16 protein-coding genes and 1 tRNA gene are annotated in these 20,153 nt (G+C 39.0%); 3 read left to right on the top strand and 14 right to left on the bottom strand.

Annotation, left to right across the window (positions count from 1 at the left end; all coding sequences use genetic code 11):
- Position 1: 1 nt before the first annotated feature.
- The gene (gene wecB, locus AC6UDD_RS01940) at positions 2-1,105 is read right to left on the bottom strand and encodes a non-hydrolyzing UDP-N-acetylglucosamine 2-epimerase (RefSeq protein WP_500718112.1); all 1,104 of its coding nucleotides are present in this window, start codon (positions 1,103-1,105) and stop codon (positions 2-4) included.
- Positions 1,106-1,297: 192 nt separating this feature from the next.
- Between wecB and AC6UDD_RS01935 the strand changes: the two genes are divergently transcribed.
- Positions 1,298-2,236 (top strand): glycosyltransferase family 2 protein, encoded by a 939-nt coding sequence (locus AC6UDD_RS01935; protein WP_500718029.1) that lies wholly within the window; start codon positions 1,298-1,300, stop codon positions 2,234-2,236.
- Between the two features lie 94 nt (positions 2,237-2,330).
- Here AC6UDD_RS01935 and AC6UDD_RS01930 read toward each other — a convergent pair whose 3' ends face one another.
- The 6 genes from AC6UDD_RS01930 to AC6UDD_RS01905 all read right to left on the bottom strand — a co-directional run bounded on the left by AC6UDD_RS01930 (position 2,331) and on the right by AC6UDD_RS01905 (position 8,068).
- On the bottom strand, positions 2,331-3,692 hold the full coding sequence (locus tag AC6UDD_RS01930; protein WP_500718109.1) for a gluconate:H+ symporter: 1,362 nt from the start codon (positions 3,690-3,692) through the stop codon (positions 2,331-2,333).
- A gap of 150 nt (positions 3,693-3,842) precedes the next feature.
- The gene (locus AC6UDD_RS01925) at positions 3,843-4,730 is read right to left on the bottom strand and encodes a GRP family sugar transporter (RefSeq protein WP_500718025.1); all 888 of its coding nucleotides are present in this window, start codon (positions 4,728-4,730) and stop codon (positions 3,843-3,845) included.
- A gap of 144 nt (positions 4,731-4,874) precedes the next feature.
- A tRNA-Arg gene (locus tag AC6UDD_RS01920) sits at positions 4,875-4,947 on the bottom strand.
- Positions 4,948-4,997: 50 nt separating this feature from the next.
- Entirely contained in the window at positions 4,998-6,266 is a 1,269-nt protein-coding gene (locus AC6UDD_RS01915) for a DEAD/DEAH box helicase (protein WP_500718020.1), read from the bottom strand.
- A gap of 1 nt (position 6,267) precedes the next feature.
- Positions 6,268-7,263 (bottom strand): Gfo/Idh/MocA family protein, encoded by a 996-nt coding sequence (locus AC6UDD_RS01910; protein ID WP_500718017.1) that lies wholly within the window; start codon positions 7,261-7,263, stop codon positions 6,268-6,270.
- The gene (locus AC6UDD_RS01905; protein WP_500718014.1) at positions 7,256-8,068 is read right to left on the bottom strand and encodes a GH25 family lysozyme; all 813 of its coding nucleotides are present in this window, start codon (positions 8,066-8,068) and stop codon (positions 7,256-7,258) included. Before AC6UDD_RS01905 ends, AC6UDD_RS01910 begins: the two co-directional genes overlap by 8 nt.
- Before the next feature lie 205 nt (positions 8,069-8,273).
- Between AC6UDD_RS01905 and gntK the strand changes: the two genes are divergently transcribed.
- Entirely contained in the window at positions 8,274-9,839 is a 1,566-nt protein-coding gene (gntK, locus tag AC6UDD_RS01900; RefSeq protein WP_500718010.1) for a gluconokinase, read from the top strand.
- Between the two features lie 107 nt (positions 9,840-9,946).
- Entirely contained in the window at positions 9,947-11,287 is a 1,341-nt protein-coding gene (locus AC6UDD_RS01895) for an APC family permease (RefSeq protein ID WP_500718008.1), read from the top strand.
- A gap of 26 nt (positions 11,288-11,313) precedes the next feature.
- Here the strand turns inward: AC6UDD_RS01895 and rlmD are convergent, their stop codons facing one another.
- From rlmD to ligA, 7 genes are read right to left on the bottom strand one after another with little or no spacing between them, the layout of a single operon-like run.
- Positions 11,314-12,690: a 23S rRNA (uracil(1939)-C(5))-methyltransferase RlmD gene (rlmD, locus tag AC6UDD_RS01890; RefSeq protein WP_500718004.1), complete on the bottom strand. Its 1,377-nt coding sequence runs from the start codon at positions 12,688-12,690 to the stop codon at positions 11,314-11,316.
- A gap of 42 nt (positions 12,691-12,732) precedes the next feature.
- The gene (locus AC6UDD_RS01885) at positions 12,733-13,752 is read right to left on the bottom strand and encodes a diacylglycerol kinase (protein ID WP_500718000.1); all 1,020 of its coding nucleotides are present in this window, start codon (positions 13,750-13,752) and stop codon (positions 12,733-12,735) included.
- A 12-nt stretch (positions 13,753-13,764) separates the two neighbouring features.
- Positions 13,765-15,186: an Asp-tRNA(Asn)/Glu-tRNA(Gln) amidotransferase subunit GatB gene (gene gatB / locus AC6UDD_RS01880; RefSeq protein ID WP_500717997.1), complete on the bottom strand. Its 1,422-nt coding sequence runs from the start codon at positions 15,184-15,186 to the stop codon at positions 13,765-13,767.
- 2 nt (positions 15,187-15,188) lie between these two features.
- On the bottom strand, positions 15,189-16,643 hold the full coding sequence (gatA, locus tag AC6UDD_RS01875) for an Asp-tRNA(Asn)/Glu-tRNA(Gln) amidotransferase subunit GatA (RefSeq protein ID WP_500717992.1): 1,455 nt from the start codon (positions 16,641-16,643) through the stop codon (positions 15,189-15,191).
- Positions 16,643-16,951 (bottom strand): Asp-tRNA(Asn)/Glu-tRNA(Gln) amidotransferase subunit GatC, encoded by a 309-nt coding sequence (gene gatC, locus AC6UDD_RS01870; RefSeq protein ID WP_500717987.1) that lies wholly within the window; start codon positions 16,949-16,951, stop codon positions 16,643-16,645. The genes gatA and gatC overlap by 1 nt, the downstream gene beginning before the upstream one ends.
- A gap of 31 nt (positions 16,952-16,982) precedes the next feature.
- Positions 16,983-18,140, bottom strand: coding sequence for a CamS family sex pheromone protein (locus AC6UDD_RS01865; protein ID WP_500699295.1), 1,158 nt, complete (start codon positions 18,138-18,140; stop codon positions 16,983-16,985).
- Positions 18,121-20,139 carry an NAD-dependent DNA ligase LigA gene (ligA, locus tag AC6UDD_RS01860; protein WP_500718105.1) on the bottom strand — a complete coding sequence of 673 codons (2,019 nt, stop codon included), beginning with the start codon at positions 20,137-20,139 and terminating at the stop codon, positions 18,121-18,123. Before ligA ends, AC6UDD_RS01865 begins: the two co-directional genes overlap by 20 nt.
- Positions 20,140-20,153 lie beyond the last annotated feature (14 nt).

Raw genomic sequence — 20,153 nt, 5'->3', positions numbered from 1 at the left:
GCTAGGACTCTCCTTTAAAAGTTGCCTCAATTGCAGATAAGATTTGCTTAGCTGCCGTTCCATCCCCATAAGGATTATGAGCATCAGCCATTTTTCGGTAATCATCTGGATTATCAAGTAAATCCACCATCGCATTTTTAATGGCCTTAGGATCAGTTCCAACTAGTCTCAAGGTGCCCGCTTTAACTCCTTCGGGTCGTTCAGTTGATTCTCTAAGAACCAAAACGGGCTTCCCAAGTGAAGGTGCTTCTTCTTGAACCCCGCCAGAGTCAGACATGATAAAATAACTTCGAGCCGCCATGTTATGAAAATCAATCACATCTAAGGGTGCAATCAAATGAATTCTAGAGTCGCCCTTAAAAATCCGTTGGGCCATCTTTTGAACCACGGGATTAAGATGAACCGGATAAACAACATCTACATCAGGATGTGAATCAACCACCTGTTTAATTGCCTGAAACGTTTGTTTCATCGGTTCACCTAAATTTTCACGTCGGTGCATTGTAAGTAAGATAATCCGGTGACCGTCATCAATATCATCTAAAATTGTATGATGGTAATTATCACTCACCGTTTGATGAAGGGCATCAATGGCGGTATTTCCTGTAACAAAGATGCTCGATTCAGGATGATTTTCCCTTATTAAATTCTGTTTACTTAATTCCGTTGGTGCAAAATACAAATCTGCTAAAACATCGGTTAATTGACGACTCATTTCTTCGGGGTACGGCGAATACTTATTATGAGTACGAAGCCCTGCTTCAACGTGCCCTAACATTTTTTTGTGATAGAAAGAAACGACTGAAGCGGCAAACGTACTGGTAGTGTCACCATGAACCAGGATAATATCGGGATTCGTTTCAGAAATAATCGGTCCTAACTTAGCGATCACAGAAACAGTAATATCTCCGAGTGTTTGATCATTCTTCATAATGTTTAAATTATAATCAGGAGTGATTTGAAAAATGTCGAGCACCTGCTGCAGCATTTCACGATGTTGACCCGTGACCACTGTGATTGGTTTAAATTTGTTTCGATTTCGCTTCATCTCTAAAATAATTGGAGCCATCTTAATGGCCTCCGGTCGAGTTCCAAAAACAATCATAACTTTAATTGGTCTGGTCACATTTAATCCCTCCCATTTGACTAGTACCTTAAGTATATCAAAAGATTTACCTAATTCCGATGCCAAACCACTTTAAATAATGATAAAATGATATTAAACAATCTGTAAATAATTGGTAATGTATTTTTAAATTTAAAAGTTTAATTGCCAAGTACTAAGGAGTAATTAATTTTGGAAAAAATTAGTCTGATTGTTCCTTGTTATAATGAACAGGAATCAATTGAACTTTTCTACAAAACTGTGGAAAAGGTTTTTGCACAAATGAATAAAGACGGTGAAAAGTATGAGCCTGACTATCTTTTTGTAAATGATGGATCAAGCGATAATACCTTTAAGATCATTAAGGATCTTCACGAAAAACACCCTGACACCGTCCATTTCATCTCATTTTCAAGAAACTTCGGAAAAGAAGCTGGGATGGCTGCTGGGCTAAGAAATGCCAAAGGCGATTACATTGCACTAATGGACGTTGATCTCCAAGATCCACCAGAACTACTTCCTAAAATGCTCAAAATCATTCAAACCCAAGATTATGATTGCGTTGGCTGCGTCCAAACAAGCAGAAAACAAAATCCAGTTCGAGCATTCTGTTCTTCGATGTTCTATAAGGTCATCGATAAAATGTCAGACGTTAAAATTAAACCTAACGTTCGAGACTACCGCTTAATGTCTCGACGTTACGTCGATGCTGTAAATGAATTAACAGAATACAATCGATTCTCAAAGGGTATCTTTGCTTGGGTTGGTTTTAACACCAAATACTTAGAGTATCAAGGAGTTCCGCGAGCTGCTGGAGAAACTCATTGGTCTTTCTCACAATTGGTAGAATACTCGATGGAAGGAATTATTGATTTCTCGGATGCCCCACTAACCTTTGCCACTTACGTTGGGATAATTTCATTTTTACTCTCCCTCGTTGGGATTGCTTTTGTCGTTATCAGAGCATTATTCTTTGGAGGCGCAGTATCTGGTTGGCCTTCTTTAGTATCAATTATTCTCCTAATCGGTGGAATCCAACTCTTCTGTTTGGGCATTCTAGGAAAATACATTGGAAAAATTTATTTAGAAACAAAACACCGTCCTCAGTACATCATTAAGGACGAAGCATAGTTTAATCGAAAACCGCCTATAACTTTATAAGCGGCTTTTTTATACAAAAAAAGACTTCACATAAAGTGAAGTCTTTTTGAATTTATTAACTAATCTAGAACATTCCCAGAATTCCATTCAGAATCAAGACCATTATCAGCCCCACAACTGAAATCACGGTTTCTAGCACCGTCCAAATTGAGAAAGTTTGTTTCATAGTTAAGTCAAAGTATTCTTTAAACATCCAGAATCCAGCATCATTAACGTGTGATGCGGCAAGTGATCCAGCACCAATGGCTAGTGCCATCATTACCGGGTTAACGTTCAATGAAGACATCAGTGGCATTACTAGACCAGCAGCGGTCATTCCAGCCACCGTCGCTGAACCCAACGATACACGAAGAATAACAGCGACTAACCAACCAAGGATGATTGGAGATAATGATGAGTGCATCATGATGTTCTTAACGGCATCACCAACACCACCATCAATCAAGACTTGCTTGAAGGCACCCCCACCACCAATAACCAATAGAAGCATGGCAATTGATTTAACAGAGGCTTCAATACTCTTAGAAACGTCACTCATTTTCTTACCACGATGGAAGCCCATTGACCAGATGGCAAATACTAAAGCAATTACCATGGCAATCATTGGGTTACCTAACATCGAGATAATGGCATCAAATCCTGATGGCTTAGCAACGGCCTTCCCACCATGGAAAATTAACTGATAAATAGTGTTAACCGCCATGAAAATAGCTGGTAATAATGAAGTCAAAACCGAAAGACCAAAGCTAGGAGTTTCGTCTAACTTGTATTCTTTAACTTCACCAAAAGCTGGCAGGCTCTTCTTGACTACGAAAGCGCTTGGCACAAACTTTTCGGCAAACTTCGTAAAGACAGGACCCGCAATTAAAACGGCCGGAATTGCAACAATGATACCAAAGAGCAATACCTCACCAATGTTAGCGCCCAAGGCTGTTGCCACAGCCGTTGGAGCAGGTTGTGGTGGTAAGAATCCTTGGGTTGCCGACAAAGCGGCAGCCATTGGAATTCCTAGATAAACAAATGGTACATCGGCTTCAAGGGCAACTGCAAAGACGATTGGGGTAAGTAATACCAATCCAACTTCGAAGAACAATGACATTCCGATAATGAACGAAGCAATCACGATCGCAATCTGTAACCGTTTCTTTCCGAACTTGTCGATCAGAGTCTTAGCGATTCGATACGAACCACCAGAATCAGAAACCAAACGACCGATCATGGCACCGAATCCGAAGACAATGGCCAATTCACCTAATGTACTACCAATACCAGTCTTAATGGCATCGGCAATTGATGCTGGGTTCATTCCTAATCCAAGCGCAACTAAAATAGCTGTGATGATCAAGGAAACAAAAGTATTTAGCTTAAGTTTGATGATCATGAAAAGGAGAAGTGCGATTCCTAAAATCAACACTATGAAGGGCATGTATGACATTTCTTTTCCTCTTTCCAATTATTAAATTAAAACAACGCTATAAATTAATTGTATACGGTTTCATGCTAGTTTTCAACACCAACTTTTAAAACTTAAAAAAAAGAGACACTTAAAGTGTCCCTTTTTTAGTGAAATAAGATTTTAGATAAAACTTGTAATGACACCACCAAGAATGACACAAATCATTCCAAGTGTGACGAATACTAGTTCTTTCTTCGTCTTGTGTTCGTGAAGAACTATGATTCCACCAAAGGTTGAAATAACAACACACATCTGAGAAATCGTAAATCCAGTGGCAACTCCGTTTAATTCAGTCGAAATTAGATAGAAGAAGGCACCAAATCCGAACAAGAATCCGGTAATAATATTTTTATATGAAACAGCTTGTTTAAACGGATTAACCTTGGTTTTATAAGCACTAATAATAACAAAGATCGTTCCCATGATGACCATTCCGATCGTCTGGGGTAGAAATGCTGACCATCCATTGGTATTAGCAATCCTTGGAAAATCAGAGTAGCCGATATATCCAAACATCCCAATTACTAACAGAATTAAACCATTCCGTGTATGCTGGGCGGCATTCTCTTCAGCTGTCTTAGGTTCATTACTGCCATTGTCCTTCAAAGTTGTTAGTAAAACCCCAATGATAATCAAAATAATTGATCCAAAACCAGCTAGCTTGGGAATTAAGCCAGCCCATTCACCAAAGAAGATCACTCCTGTAACTGAAGTACCAACTAACTGCAAACCAGTTGAAATTGGCATCGTTCGCGATACACCAATTTGAGTGAAGGCCATGTACTGAGTCATTTGACCAACTGCCCAAGCCATCCCGGAAAGTAAACACCACCAAAAGTCCTGCATGGTGATCACCGGTTGCTTAAAAATAAAAACAAGTATGGCAATGATTAATGCACCATATGTAGTTCCCATCAACTGATTAACTGGCTTACCACCAATTAACCCAGTTGCAATAGGAAGAAGACCCCAACCTAACGCTGGGAGTAAAGCAATTAAAATATTCAATATAATTTCCTCCTAAAATGTAAATCCTTGTAGAACCCATTATAATCGCCCATAAGCCCAAAAATCAATTAATTAATTGTCATCAGCAACATTTGCCCAAATAAAAAACACCTCATTTAGATGAAGTGTTTTAACGTTTAAAAATGACCCCACTCAGACTCGAACTGAGATCGACCGCTTAGGAGGCGGTTGCCCTATCCAGTTGTGCTATGGGGCCAAAAACATTTTCTATTCTATAACGAATAAAAAATTTAGTAAAGAAACAAACTAATGGTGGTTTTTATGACTACTTGGCTTACCCTTATTCTTTTGTTTTCGTTTTCGGTGTTTGTTCTTTTTAGGTTTAGACTGAACGGACTCACGGGTTTGCTTTTTCTTTGCCGCTTCTCTTTGTTTAAGCTCTTTTTGATGTTCTAACTGTGAATCATCAATGTGATCAACGATCTCACCATTGAAGTAATAAATTGGTTTTAATTCATATTCACTATTATCTAAAACGTGTTTTAAATCACGAAGATCATGATCATCTCCAAAATTAATTACTAGCCCTGGTTCACCCATTCGACCTGTTCGACCCACGCGATGAATATAGGTATTCAATTCATTTGGCAAATCATAATTAATCACTGCTGGTAACTTAGCAATGTCAAGTCCTCTTGCGGCCACATCTGTCGTTAATAATAATTTGATTCTTCCCAACCGAAAATCATCTAGCGCCTTTTTGCGGCTCTGTTTACTTTCACCTGCAGCTAATTTTTGTACTTTGCCATTTCCCTCGTGTTTAAAGAAATTAAAAGCACGATTAAGCGTATCAGTCTGATTAAAAAATACTAATGCTTTAAAACCTTGCATTTTAGATAACCGATTTAACATCTCATTGCGTTTGACACGCGAAATTTGGAAAAGACCGTGAGTTACCTTACCTCTTGTTTGATCAACATCCCTAACATCAATTATATCAGCTGATTTACCCATCTTTTCTTTTAAATGATACAAAACATCAGTATCCGTAGCGGAAAAATAGGCTGCCTGAGCGTCTCTTGGCACTGCGGCAATAATATTTTTAACCTGGTCTAAAGAGGTATCGTTCAACAAATCGTCAGCTTCATCGATGACCACCGTGTCAACATCATTGACCTTCAGTTTGCGTTCGTTAATCAGACTAAGAATTCTTCCGGGGGTCCCAACAACAATCTCGGGGTGTTTTTTTAACTGTTCCTGTTGCCGTTTAACGTTTGCTCCACCAATTAAAGGCAAAATTTTCACTTTAAAAGGAACCGCCCAATCCCTGATCACACCGGCTACTTGCATTGCAAGTTCTTGAGTTGGTTCAATCACAATGACCTGCGTGCCAACCCCCGGCATCGAATTAGCCAAAATTGGCATTGTAAAAGCCACGGTCTTGCCAGAACCAGTTGGTGATAATGCGACAATGTCATTTTCACCCTCAATCATTGGTGCATAAACAGCTTTTTGGATGGGCGTCTGTTCTTTATATCCTAATTTTTCAAAACGTTTAACAAATTGTTCGAGCACACTATTCTCCTATTTGTAAATAATGAATTCCAGCACTATCAGCAAGACGTCCCATTAAAGCATTAACTTTCTGCATCAAATTCAACCCCGCAACGTATCGATTTTCGTAGACAGGATTCCCTGGATGATTTATGACTTCAGCAAAATCATTTGCTTCTGGAATCATCGGATTGTCGGTATAAAGAGGCGAAATCTCACTTTCTTTGCCTTCATTCATTAACTTAGCCGCCGTAAACTCACCAGCATTATCAACTAAAACGGTTTGCTTTCCACAGTAGATTTCTGATTGTTGATACGAAGTTGTCACCTTACTAAAGTTTAAAGTAACATCAAAAGTACCATAATTTAAAACAGCCACTCCACCACCATCGGCTCCCGTTTCAATAAACTTTGGATAATACATCTGGGTTCTTGGTAATCCAAACAAAGCAACGGCATCATATACGGGATAAACTCCTAAGTCTTCCAAGGCTCCGCCACCAAATTTAAGGTTAAAGACATTTGGAGTCTCACCACTAAGCACCTTATCGTAGCGAGAAGAATATTTGCTAAAAGTAAATTCTGCCCCATCAATTTTAATGTCATCAATTTGATCTTGAACCGCTTTAAAAGCGGGCATGTGAACGTTTCGTGCTGCTTCCATCAATCGTGCTTTGGGATGTTGTTTTAAAGTATCAATGGCAGACTGGAATTGATATGGTCCAATAAAAGCAGGCTTCTCTACAATGACATTCTTGTCGTGCTTAAGCGCATCAATGACCTGTTGGTAGTGAATGGCATTTGGTGAAGCAATATAAACTGTGTCGAATTTGTCAGATTCGAAGAAAACCTGTAAATCATCAAAAATGTTGTCACAATCATTTGGCTGAGCAAACTTGCGTGCCGTATCTAATTTTCTTGAATAAACAGCGTTCAACTTATACTTACCAGTACTAATGGCAGCATCAATAAACTTTTGTGTGATCCAGTTAGTTCCAATTATTCCTAATTTAATCATTATAGTTCTCCCATTGCATTTCTTCATTATTTACAATATTTACCTGACCAAGATACTGATTCCACTGCTTCTGATTCCCATTAAAAGCCACAGAATCAAAACTCCCCTTCTGTCCATCAATGTTCAAATGATCAGCAGAATTCATGTTGATAAAGCGCACGTGTGGTTGTTTTGCATCGCCCTCACTATTCAACCAAAAAGCAGCATGTGGAATTGATTTAAACTCTTGGTACATCTTCTCGTTAGTATTAATAATAACAGGTCGATCGTATCTCTGGTACAAAAACTGAACGAATTCATTAATCCGCTTCTTTTGTTGCTTTAAATTTACGTTGTTTTCGTCGTATGGATAATAGTATTGAACTTGAATGACGATTGGAAGCGTCCCGGTATTATCTTTGACTTGAGTTGTAAAATTACTCTCCTGGTCCTCAATACTACTCTTAAATCCGTAAGTATGATAAACCCCAATCTTTAACCCTGATCCCTGACTGCGATTGTAATTATTGTAAAAATTATCGTCAGCAAAGCTTGCTCCTTGAGTAGAACGAATGTACACGAACTTTTGACCTTTCTGTTTAAGTGCCGTAAAGTCGATGTACCCATCGTCTTGATTTACCGTCACACCTTGAACTGGATACTTTTTCAAAAGTAATTCGCGATCACGATTTTTATGGGCAAAGTACATCCAAATGGAAATAACGATAACTAGTAGCAGTAAGCTAACCAGTCCAATTAATGCCCACCGGGTTAATTTTTCTTTTCTTGCTTTTTTTCGAAGGTTGGACCGGTTAATCTCAGTCATTTGGACCTCCTCAATTATTTCTTATAATTAGTATAATTATAAATCAATATTATCACTATTTATTGATATTCGCTTGAATTCAAACGTTGATTTCAATATAATGAAAGCGTTATAAGTAGTATAATTTTTTTACTCGATCACTTGATAAAGTTGGCATAGAATCTGTCATAGAGTGCATCAACTAGCATGGAAGGGAAAGATTATAATGGAAAACGTAATTGGGGTCGACATCGGAACTACAAGTGTCAAAACCGTTTTATACGATGACAAAGGTGAAGTTAAGGGTTATTCAAACGATGGATATACTTTGTATCAAGACACTGCCGACATGGCAGAAGAAGATCCAGAGGAGATCTTCTCAGCGATGATTCAAGGTCTACAAAATGTCCTTAAAAAAGTAGACCCTAAAAAAGACACCATCAAGGGAATTTCATACTCGTGTGCGATGCACAGTTTGATCCTCTTGGATGAGAACCACAAGCCACTTACCCGCGCAATCACTTGGGCAGATAATCGTGCCGTTGAATACGCGGATAAATTAAAAGAAAATGGCATTGGAATGGAACTTTACAAAAAGACTGGTGTTCCAACCCATCCAATGACTCCACTTGTAAAGGCAATGTGGCTCAGAAATGAAAAACCTGATTTGTTTAAAAAAGCCCGTTATTTTGTTGGTGTTAAAGAATACATTAACTACAAATTATTTGGGGTTCTAAAAGAAGACTATTCGATCGCTAATGCAACTGGTCTATTCAATATTTTTGACATGGACTGGGACGATGAAGCATTAAAAGTTGCTGGCATCAAGCGTGATCAACTGCCTGAATTAGTAGACACCACTTATCAATTAAAGGGCTTAAACGAAGAATACGCCAATAAGATTGGAATTGATAAAGATACACCATTTATCATTGGTGCTTCTGATGGTCCCCTGGCTAACTTAGGGGTAGATGCCATTAAACCTGGTGTAGTAGCTGTCACAATTGGAACTTCTGGTGCCGTTCGTGTCGTTAACGACAAGCCAACGATTGATCCTAAGGGTCGTGTATTCTGTTACTACCTAGCTAAAAATATGTGGGTTGTCGGTGGACCCGTTAATAACGGTGGAATTGTCTTCCGTTGGGTTCGTGATCAGCTTTGCTTGCCAGAAAAAGTCACTGCCGAACAGATGAATATTGATGCTTACGATCTTCTAACTGAGATTGCTTCTAAGATTCCAGCAGGATCCGAAGGGTTAATCTTCTTACCGTTCTTGGGTGGTGAAAGAGCTCCGATCTGGGATGCCGACGCTCGTGGAACATACTTCGGTTTGACCAGAAAACATACCCGTGCCCACATGATTCGATCTGCTCTTGAAGGAATCGTGTATAACCTCTACACCGTTATGTTAGCCCTTGAAGAAGTTGTTGGCGAACCAAAGAGTATTCAAGCAACTGGTGGTTTTGCTCGTTCAGAACTTTGGCGTCAAATGCTAGCCGATATCTTTGAACAAGACGTTAACATTCCAGAAAGCTTCGAAGGTACGGCTCTTGGAGCTGCTACCCTCGGAATGTACAGTTTGGGTATGATTGACAGTCTTTACGACGTCAGCAAGTTTGTTGGGGTTACCAACACTCATAAACCAAACCCAAAGAATTACCAAGCTTACCGTGAATTGATTCCAATTTACATTCGCCTAAGTCGTCATCTTCAACCAGAATACAAGAACATCGCTAATTATCAACGTGAACACGAAAATGATTGGAAAACTGGTCCAAAAGACGAAGACTAAATCAATAACATTAGAAAAGCATCCAACTGGATGCTTTTTTATTTTATGTACTGACTTCGATTTGGCCCCATGCTATAATTAATCATTACGCAAAAGGAGTGGATCAAATGCCTCAAAGCAACTTAAAGAAAAATATTGGAATCGGTGCCGCCCTGTCAACTGTCATGGGAACCGTGATCGGTGCTGGGGTCTTCTTCAAAACCGCGAGTGTCGTATCTAACACTCATTCTGTCACTCTCACCATCCTAGCGTGGGTTATTGGCGGTCTTTTAACAATTTGCGGTGGACTAACGGTTTCAGAATTGGCTGCGGCCATTCCTAAAACTGGCGGAACCATTCAATACTTAAAGTACACTTACGGACCGTTAACCGGATTTTTACTGGGATGGGCTGAAATCCTTGTATATTTTCCGGCCAACCTAGCGGCTCTCTCAATTGTTTTCTCCACTCAACTAATTAATTTGTTTCACTTATCAACATCACTCTCAATTACCATTGCAATTATTTGTGCATTAAGTGTTACGTTAATTAACCTTTTAGGATCAAAAGTAGCCGGAAGGGTCCAATCTTTGACACTAATCGTCAAATTAATTCCTATCTTTATCATTGTAATTGCTGGACTATTACTTCCGGGTCACGTTGACGTATCTTTTTGGCCCCCAATCCAGAACCATGGCTCCACTAACCTCTTAACTGCTTTTGGTGGCGGATTACTGGCCACAATGTTTGCATACGATGGCTGGATCAACATCGGAAGCATCGCCGGCGAAATGAAAAATCCCCAAAGGGACCTGCCTAAGGCTATTATTTTGGGTTTAACTTTTATTATGATCATATACGTTTTGGTAAACTGGGTTTTCTTAAAAAATATGCCACTTGATCAAATTGCTGGGAACCAAAACACCGCCTACGAAGTTGCCATGAAACTATTTGGTGGCATTGGCGGAAAATTAGTGACCATTGGTATTTTAATTTCCGTTTATGGCGCTATGAATGGTTACATCTTAACCGGGATTAGAGTTCCGTATGCAATGGGTAAAGACGATCAATTACCATTTAGTAAATACTTTGCAAAACTTTCTAAACACACTGCTACCCCCTATATTTCAGGATTATTTATGTTTATGATCGCTGTCATTATGATTTTCATGGGTAGTTTTGATATGCTAACTGACATGTTAGTTTTCGTGATGTGGATATTTAACTGCCTTTTGTTCGTTGCTTTATTCATTTTAAGAAAACGTGAACCGGAATTAGTTCGCCCATATAAAGTACCGTGGTATCCAATTGTCCCAATTCTCGCATTAGTCGGAGGGATTTTCATCTTAGTTTCAACGATCCTGACCCAAACCGTTTTGGCTATCATTGGTATCGTAGCCACTTTAATAGGAATTCCAGTTTATTATTGGCATAAAATGATGAAAAACAAAACTTCAACTGAAAAATAAAAAGAATCTAGCTCGCTAGATTCTTTTTATTTGCCTTTTTCCAATACTGTTACACTTTCAACGTGTGGTGTTTGTGGAAATTGATCAACTGGCTGAGTAGGTTGTTTAATTTCATAGCCACCATCAATTAAAGCCTGACAATCTCGTACCAGAGTAGCTGGATTACACGAAACATATACTAATCGTTCTGGCTTCATCTCTAAGACACTAGCAATAAAGGTTGGATCGATCCCCTTTCTTGGCGGATCAACCACTACGACATCTGGTCGAATACCCTGTTCTGCCCATTTTTTCATCTGATCTTCAGCCTTTGCAACCACAAAACTAACGTTATCAATATGATTTAATTTAGCGTTTTTTCTGGCATCTTCAATTGCCTCAGCAACCACATCAACTCCATACACATGCTTAACTTTTGGTGCCATTGCCAATGAAATTGTTCCAATCCCGCAGTACGCATCAACCACCACATCATCTTGCGATAATTGTGCCTTATCGATGGCCAAAGAATAAAGTTTTTCAGTCTGAACCGGATTAACTTGGTAAAACGACATTGGTGAAATCAAAAACTTGGTGTTTAAGAGTTCATCCTTGATGTAAGCTTTACCTGATAACAGGATGTTCGTGTCCCCCATCAATCGATTCCCATGAGAATCATTGACATTTTGAATTAAGCTATCTAAACCAGGCAACTGATCATTAATGGATTTAATAATTTCGTCTTTATGTGGCAAGTTTTTACCGTTGGTAACCAAAACCACCATCATCTCACCGGTTGCTTTTCCATAACGGACCATGATATTTCTGATACAACCCTTGTGAGTTGCCTCATTGTAAGCACTAACATGATAAGTTCGTAAAACATCACGAACCTTAATAATGGCATCATCGATGTGAGGGTCTTGAATGTAAAAATCTTCAATTGGAATTAAGTCATGACTATGGCGCCGATAAAAGCCCGTTTCCAGTCTACCATTTAATTTTCTAACCGGAATCTGAGCTTTATTTCGATATTTTGATGGATTATCCATCCCAATCGTTTGAGCAACCTCAACTTTTAAATGATCCTTCTTAAACAATTCCTCAATCTGATGTTGCTTAAACTCTAATTGTTTCGGATATGCAAGATGTTGTAATGGAGCAATTCCAGACTGCGTATACCGTCGATCAATTGCTTGAACTCGATTGGAACTCGGCTCAATAATCTTCTCTAATTTTCCAAAGGCGAAGTTCTTTTTAACTTTAATCACCTTAATCTGAACTTGCTCTCCTGGAAGAGCATCTTCAATAAAAATCGGAAAGTCGGAAACCTTACCAACCCCCATTCCTTGGTAAGTCAAATCAATCACGTTTATAGTGAGGTTTTGGTTTTTCTGTACTGGAGCTTCTTTTTTAGTGCTCATTTGTTCTCCTTACTAAAAAGTTTTGCCGTTACCCGGCAAAACTTATTTTTTACTATCATACGGAAGTTCATCGACTTTTCTGACGAACTTCTTTTCAACATTTTTGACCTGTGGCGCAACACTAGCAGACTCACTGATATCATCGGTCTTAAGGTTGGAATAAATACTAATTCGCTGTTTTAAATCAACAAACTTCATCGGAGCATCACCACCGTATTCACCATCAAGATTAATCTGTAAACGACTATCATCCTCAGGAAAAGCCTCAAATGTATTGGTCTTTTTGTATATAATCCTAGGATCATCAATGTGACGGCCGCCATTAAACGCTTTAGCAATTAATTGCAACATTTCAACTAAATTACCAGTTTTAACGATAATCATGGTAAATTTACCATCATCCATGGCTGCGTTTGGGACAATTTGCTCAAAACCACCCACTGAATTAGTCATCGCTAAAAAAAACATTGAAGCTTTCCCACGATATTCTCCACCATCATATTTTAACCACATCGGAACCGGCTTCACATTTGGCAACATTTCTGCTCCCTTTACTAGGTATGCAAGATATCCAAAAATAGTCTTTAAATCAGAAGGAACATTATAAGTTAATTCTGTCATAAAGCCACCGGCAGCGATATTAATAAAATAATTTGTTAATTCATCATTATATGCTTTACCAACGTCCATTTTGGAAACATTGCCCTTAGTGATTACTTTAGCAGCCTCAACGTAATCATCCCTTGGAATATGCAGTGCACGCGCAAAATCATTGGTAGTACCAGCGGGAATGATTCCTAATTGTGGACGGTAATCACGTGGAGCAATCCCATTAATCACTTCATTGATGGTTCCATCACCACCCGCTGCAACGATTAAATCAAATCCTTCTTCAGACGCACGGGCGGCTTCATCACGTGCTGAATGTGGTTTTGGGGTGGTCGCAAAAGCACTGGCTTCATATCCACCATTCTCCAAAACATCCAAAATATTAACCAACTGCGGTTTTAACATTTCACGTCCAGACGTTGGATTGTAAATTACTCGTGCTTTTTTGACCATTCTTACATCACCCTATTTATCTAAAGAACCTTTCAATAATTTGTTTACAACTTGCGGATTAGCTTGTCCGTGAGTTTGTTTCATAATTTGTCCAACCAAATATCCAACAGCTCGATCTTTACCATTATGATAATCATCAACTGACTGTTGATTGTCCTTTAAGACCCCATCAATAATTGGTTGCAGTTTTTTAGGATCAGATAATTGAACCAATCCTTTTTCTTCAACGAATTTCTTTGGATCTTGCCCTTTAGTAACTGCTTTAAATACTTTTTTAGCCATTTTACTTGAGATGGTATCGTCCATAATCATTTTAATCATGGTTGCCATCGCTTCAGGCGTGATTTTGGTGTCTTCTAAGTTAGCTTGATTATCATTTAGATAAGCATTGACATTATCTTGAAGATAGTTAGCTGCTAACTTAGGATCCGCACCTAATTTAACCATTTTATCATAAAAGTCAGACATTTCTTTGGTCTGAGTGATAACCATTGCATCATAATCCGTGATTCCAAGTTCATTAACGTAACGATCACGACGTTTAGCTGGCATCTCAGGCATGGATTCTTTTAATTCGTTAATCCAATCATCAGAAATACTTAAAGTTGGTAGATCTGGTTCAGGGAAATAACGATAATCATCTTTCCCCTCTTTGACACGCATTAACTCAGTCTTACCCGTCGTTTCATCAAAGCGTCGGGTCTCGGAATTAATCTGTCCTCCAGACATCAACACTTGCTGTTGACGTTGTTCCTCATACGCAAGTGCTTTTCGGACGTAGTTAAATGAATTAAGATTCTTCAATTCAACCTTTTGTCCCAGTTTTTCACTGCCAATGGGACGAACCGAAACGTTAACATCAACACGCATTGATCCTTCTTCCATCTTGACATCTGAAATTCCAGTAAACTGAATTCGTTGTCTTAATCCCTCAAGATAATCGTATGCTTGTTGGGGAGTAGTCATATCCGGTTTCGAGACAATTTCAATCAAAGGGGTCCCTTGACGGTTTAAATCAACGTACGAATACTTCTGTTCATGGGTATTCTTACCAGCATCCTCTTCAATATGCATCTCTTCGATTCCAATTTTCTTCTTACCATTCTTGGTTTCGACTTCAATCCAACCATTTCGAGCCGTCGGCGTATCATTTTGCGTCACCTGATACCCCTTGGGATTATCAGGGTAAAAGTAATTTTTACGGTCAAAATGAGGGTGCTTTTCAATGTTAGCATGCAAAGCCAAAGCCGCCGTTATACCATCAGCAACAACCTGTTTGTTAACAACCGGAAGTGTCCCTGGGTAGCCCCAGTCAATCACGTTCGTATTACTATTGGGCTTGTCCCCAAACTGTGCGGCAGATGGACTGTAAATTTTGGAATTAGTTTTAAGCTCAATGTGGACTTCTAGACCAATGGTTGTTTCAAAATTCATGACTATTTACCTCCCATTTTTGGTGTTTGTTTGTGGAAATCGGTATTTTGCTCAAACGCATATCCCGCCTTGTAAACGGTCTCCTCATCAAATGGTTTCCCCATTAGTTGCATCCCAATCGGAAGACCCTGACTAAAGCCAGCAACTTGTGACATAGCGGGAACCCCAGCCATATTAGCTGGAATGGTTAAAATATCATTCATGTACATTTCAATTGGGTCCTGATCTTCGACTCCAATTGTAAAGGCCGTTACACGAGAAGTTGGACTTAAAATTAAATCATGGTCAGCAAATACCTTTTTAAAATCATTAATGATTAAAGTTCTGATCTTAGCGGCCTGTTTATAATACTTGTCAACATTATCATACGAAAGTGATAAGGTTCCAAGCATAATTCGCCGTTTAACTTCATCACCAAAACCCTCTGATCGCGATTTGATGTACAGTTCATCCAACGTTGTGGCATCGGGTGCTCGATATCCATAACGAATCCCATCAAATCGTTCTAGGTTAGAAGATGCTTCGGCCGTTTGAAGAGCATTATAAGCGGTAACGCCATATTTTGAATTAGGCATTGAAACCCAATCAACCTTTGCACCTAATTTTTTAAACGTCTCTGCGGCATTTTTGATTGCTTGTGAAACATCAGGAGATAACTTATTAACGTATTCCTTGGGAATACCGATTCTCATCCCCTGGACTCCATCTTTAATGTGTTCAGTAAAATCAGGAACTTCCTGTTTTGAACTAGTTGAATCATGTTCGTCATGCCCTGAAATTGCGTTTAAAACTAGAGCATTGTCAAAGACATTTCTAGTAAGGGGTCCAATTTGATCAAAGCTTGAAGCCATCGCAATAAGTCCAAAACGTGATACACGACCATAGGTTGGCTTCATTCCAACAATTCCGGTGAACGAAGCTGGTTGTCTAATTGAACCTCCTGTATCTGATCCAAGTGCAACTGGAACTTCACCGGAAGCAACTGCGGCAGCCGAACCACCGGACGAACCGCCAGGAACTTTGCTGTAATCCCACGGATTGTGAGTGGTTTTAAAGGCTGAGTTTTCAGTTGAACTTCCCATTGCAAATTCATCCATGTTAGTTTTTCCAACGTTGATGGTACCAGCGTTAGAAAGTTTCTTAGCTACCGTGGCATCGTAAATTGAAGTGAAATTTTCTAGCATTTTTGAAGATGCGGTCGTAGGCAATTCTTTAGTAACAATATTGTCCTTTAATGCTAAAGGAATCCCATCTAAAACATTACTTTGATCAATACCACGTTCATCAATGGCTTTAGCATTTTCAATCGCTTTATCATTTAGATTATTAAAAGCATCAATGTTTTGGTCAGTAGTTTTAATGTTACTAAGAGTTTCTTTTACCAAATCAACGGCTGAAACTTCCTTATTAACCAACATTTGGTGAAGTGAGTTAAGATCTTTGTCCAAATAATTCATTATTCATCCTCACTTTCATCAATAATTGCTGGAACTTTAATTAAACCATCTTGCGTGTCAGGAGCGTTATTCAACAAGGCCTTCTGCTCGTGCCAATCTTCGGCCACGTCTTTTCTAGTAACATTGATTCGATCAGTTACTGTATAAGTAGGCTCAATGTCAGTTGTATCAACCTTTTCAAGGGTATCCAACATTTTCAACAAATCATTTAATTGTTGGGTGAATTCAGGTAATTCATCTTTTTTTAATTCAAGTTTAGCTAACCCAGCAATATGTTGGGTTTGTTCTTCCGTAATCTTATCAGCCATTTTATCCCCTCTTTTACTAAATCACTAAATTTTAATAGCTATTAAACACGTGCGAACTGAAGGACTTACCCCCAGCATTCCGGTTCAAATAACTTTGAATTCCATCAGTTGATTTCACGGTAATATCAATTGGTACACTGCCAGGAAGGTATTTCTGAGCAGCATTCTGTAGGTATTGAGTAAAACTGATGATTTCAGTTTGACTATAAAATTGAGTTGTAATGTTAATGTGCATTCCTTGAAGTTGCTTACCCTTGTATTGAGCCTGTGCGGTAATCCCGCTCAAGTTAGGGAAGAAATTCTGAACCTGTGATTTAAATTGATTAAAAGCAGATAAATCATTCGTATTAGGTCCCTTAGAACCATTGGCAATCGGGAACACATATGATTTTTCATTAATTGGTTTCCATGAGTTTACTGACGTCGTCCCCGGATTATTAACCGATGAGGCAAAGAAATTACCACCAGTCAAACTATCGTTTGGAGCTTGCTTATACAATGCGATCACAATTGGAATATTCTTTAATTCTTTATTCTGTCTCAATCGTTTAAGGATAGTATTAGCCATCTCTTTACCTTGTTTCTCAACTACATCATCGGGAATCTTCTGTTGGTACTGACTCCCATACTTCTGTTTAGTGTAGTAGTACACTGAATTGATCCCAAGGCCAATGGTCATACCTTTCATGGTCATTTTATTACCATTTGGAACTAAGAAATCCTGTTCATCCATCTGTTGTAGGTACATCGGGGTTACTTTGCCCTTTTGTTGCGATGGATTTAGTCCCTCAGGATTTTGCTTTGACTTACGATCGAGCCACTTCTCGGCAGTGTCAGTAGAGATGTATTGTCCCTCCTGAAAAACATACTTATCAGTCGAGAAATTCTGCTTGGAAATCCCAAGCAAACCATTCTGAAATCCCTTCAGGTTAAACTGATTATCATTTTGTTGAATGTCAACTCCACGTGATTTACTGGTTTGATAATGTCCATCTTTAATAACACTCTGATAATTCTTACCACCAGTTTCTCCGGTTAATTGTGTATTCTTATTATTTGTATTAGTGGTACTCTTATTAGTACTTCCACAAGCTACTAACATCAACGCGCTAGCCGCCACCATTAAAATTACTTTTAAGCGTCTCAACTTAAATTCCTCCGACTTCTTATCATTCTTTTTGCATTTCATTTTTAAAATGATCTTCATCCCAGACCGGAACCGAAAGAGATTGAGCTTTGGTTAGCTTACTACCTGCATCCTCTCCCGCAATTACTAGGTCGGTATTTTTAGAAACACTACTCGTGACATCCGCTCCATGGTTTTCAAGCCATTCACTGGCTTGTCCCCTAGTTAAATCAACCAACTTTCCGGTCAATACAACTCGTTTCCCATTGAAAAAGTTATCTGGTTGTACTGTCTCTTCATTATTTACATAGTCCATATTAACACCAACATCAACGAGTTCGCCAATTAATTCTCTGCTATCGGCGTTTTCAAAATAAGTATGAACGCTATCAGCAATAACTTGACCAATGGTGTCAATTGAGGCGATTTCTTCGACACTTGATTTCATGAGGTCATCCATGGTTTTAAAGTGGGCAGCAATTAATCGCGCTGCTTTAGCACCAACATGTCTGATGCCTAACCCAAAAAGCAATCTTTCAAGTGAATTACTCCGACTGTTATCAATGGCAGAAAGTAAATTGTTGGCAGACTTATCACCAAACTTGTCAAGAGTGAGCAGTTCATCATAACTAAGGTGATACAAGCTGGCCACGTCTGAAACCATCTTTTTATCAAATAACTGCTTCACAATCTTAGGACCTAAACCATCAATATCCATCGCATTTCTAGAAGCAAAATGATTAATCTGTTCCACTAATTGAGCCGGACACTTCGGATTAATGCAACGTAAGGCAACTTCACCATCTAAGTGGACCAATTGAGCACCACACGAAGGACATTTATCTGGGATGGCGTACGGAACTGAGTCTTTTGGCCTTAAGTCAGGAAGATATCTTTCAACCTCTGGAATAATGTCACCAGCCTTATACAAAACAACGGTATCGCCGACACGGATATCTTTTTTCTCAATGTAGTCCGGATTATGGAGTGACGCCCTTGAAACGGTAGTACCAGCCAGTTGAACCGGATCCATAATTGCGGTGGGAGTGACAACTCCCGTTCTTCCAACGGTCCACTCAATCCTTTTAATCTTAGTATGAACCTCTTCTGGCGGAAACTTGTAAGCAATCGCCCACTTTGGGACTTTAACCGTATGCCCAATTTCCATTTGTAAGGGAAGTGAATTGGTCTTAATCACAATGCCATCGATACCAAAAGTGAGATTATCTCTTGCTTCTGAATATTTTTTAATGTAAGCATCGATTTGATCCATATTGTCAGCCACTTGATAATGCTCATTGATGGTAAAGCCTAATTCTTTTAGTTCCTCTAAAAGTCCACTCTGAGTGGTAGCCTTTAAATCATCATAATTAGCAACGTTATACATAAAAGTACTTAAATGCCGATCCTTAGTAACTTTCGGATCCAATTGTCGGAGACTTCCAGCAGCAGCATTTCTCGGATTAGCAAACGTTGGTTTCCCGTCATTTTGTCGCCGTTCATTTAACTTTAAAAAGGCTTCTTTTCCCATATAACATTCGCCACGCACTTCAATATCAATGGGCCGACTTAATTTTTTAGGGATGGACGGGATGGTTTTCAAATTTTCGGTGATATCTTCACCAATTTGTCCATTTCCTCGAGTTGATCCCTGAACGAATACCCCATGCTCATAACGAAGTGAAATAGCTAATCCATCAATCTTCAACTCACAATTATACTCAGTATCCTTAGGATAATTGTGCTTAAGTCGAATCACAAAATCCTTAAGCTCTTGGGGTGAAAATACGTCACCCAATGAAAGCATTGGAATCTCGTGATTGACTTTTGTAAATTCATTCGAAGTTGCCCCACCAACGTGCTGAGTCGGTGAATCAGGAGTGATAATTGCTGGAAACTTAGCTTCCAGATCCTGCAAGCGAGCATAGTTTCGATCATATTCCGCATCTTCTACGGTTGGTTGATCCTGTTCATAGTACTGTTTTCCCCACTTAATTAACTTTGGTCTTAGTTCTGCGGCCTCTTTTTTTGCTTCACTTTCATTAACCTGATCCATTGGAATCTTAAACAATCTTA

The sequence above is a fragment of the Fructilactobacillus sp. X2R1C3 genome, assembly GCF_059901425.1.
The sequence above is the reverse complement of the archived record's forward strand: the minus strand, read 5'-3'. Positions and strand labels throughout refer to the sequence as shown.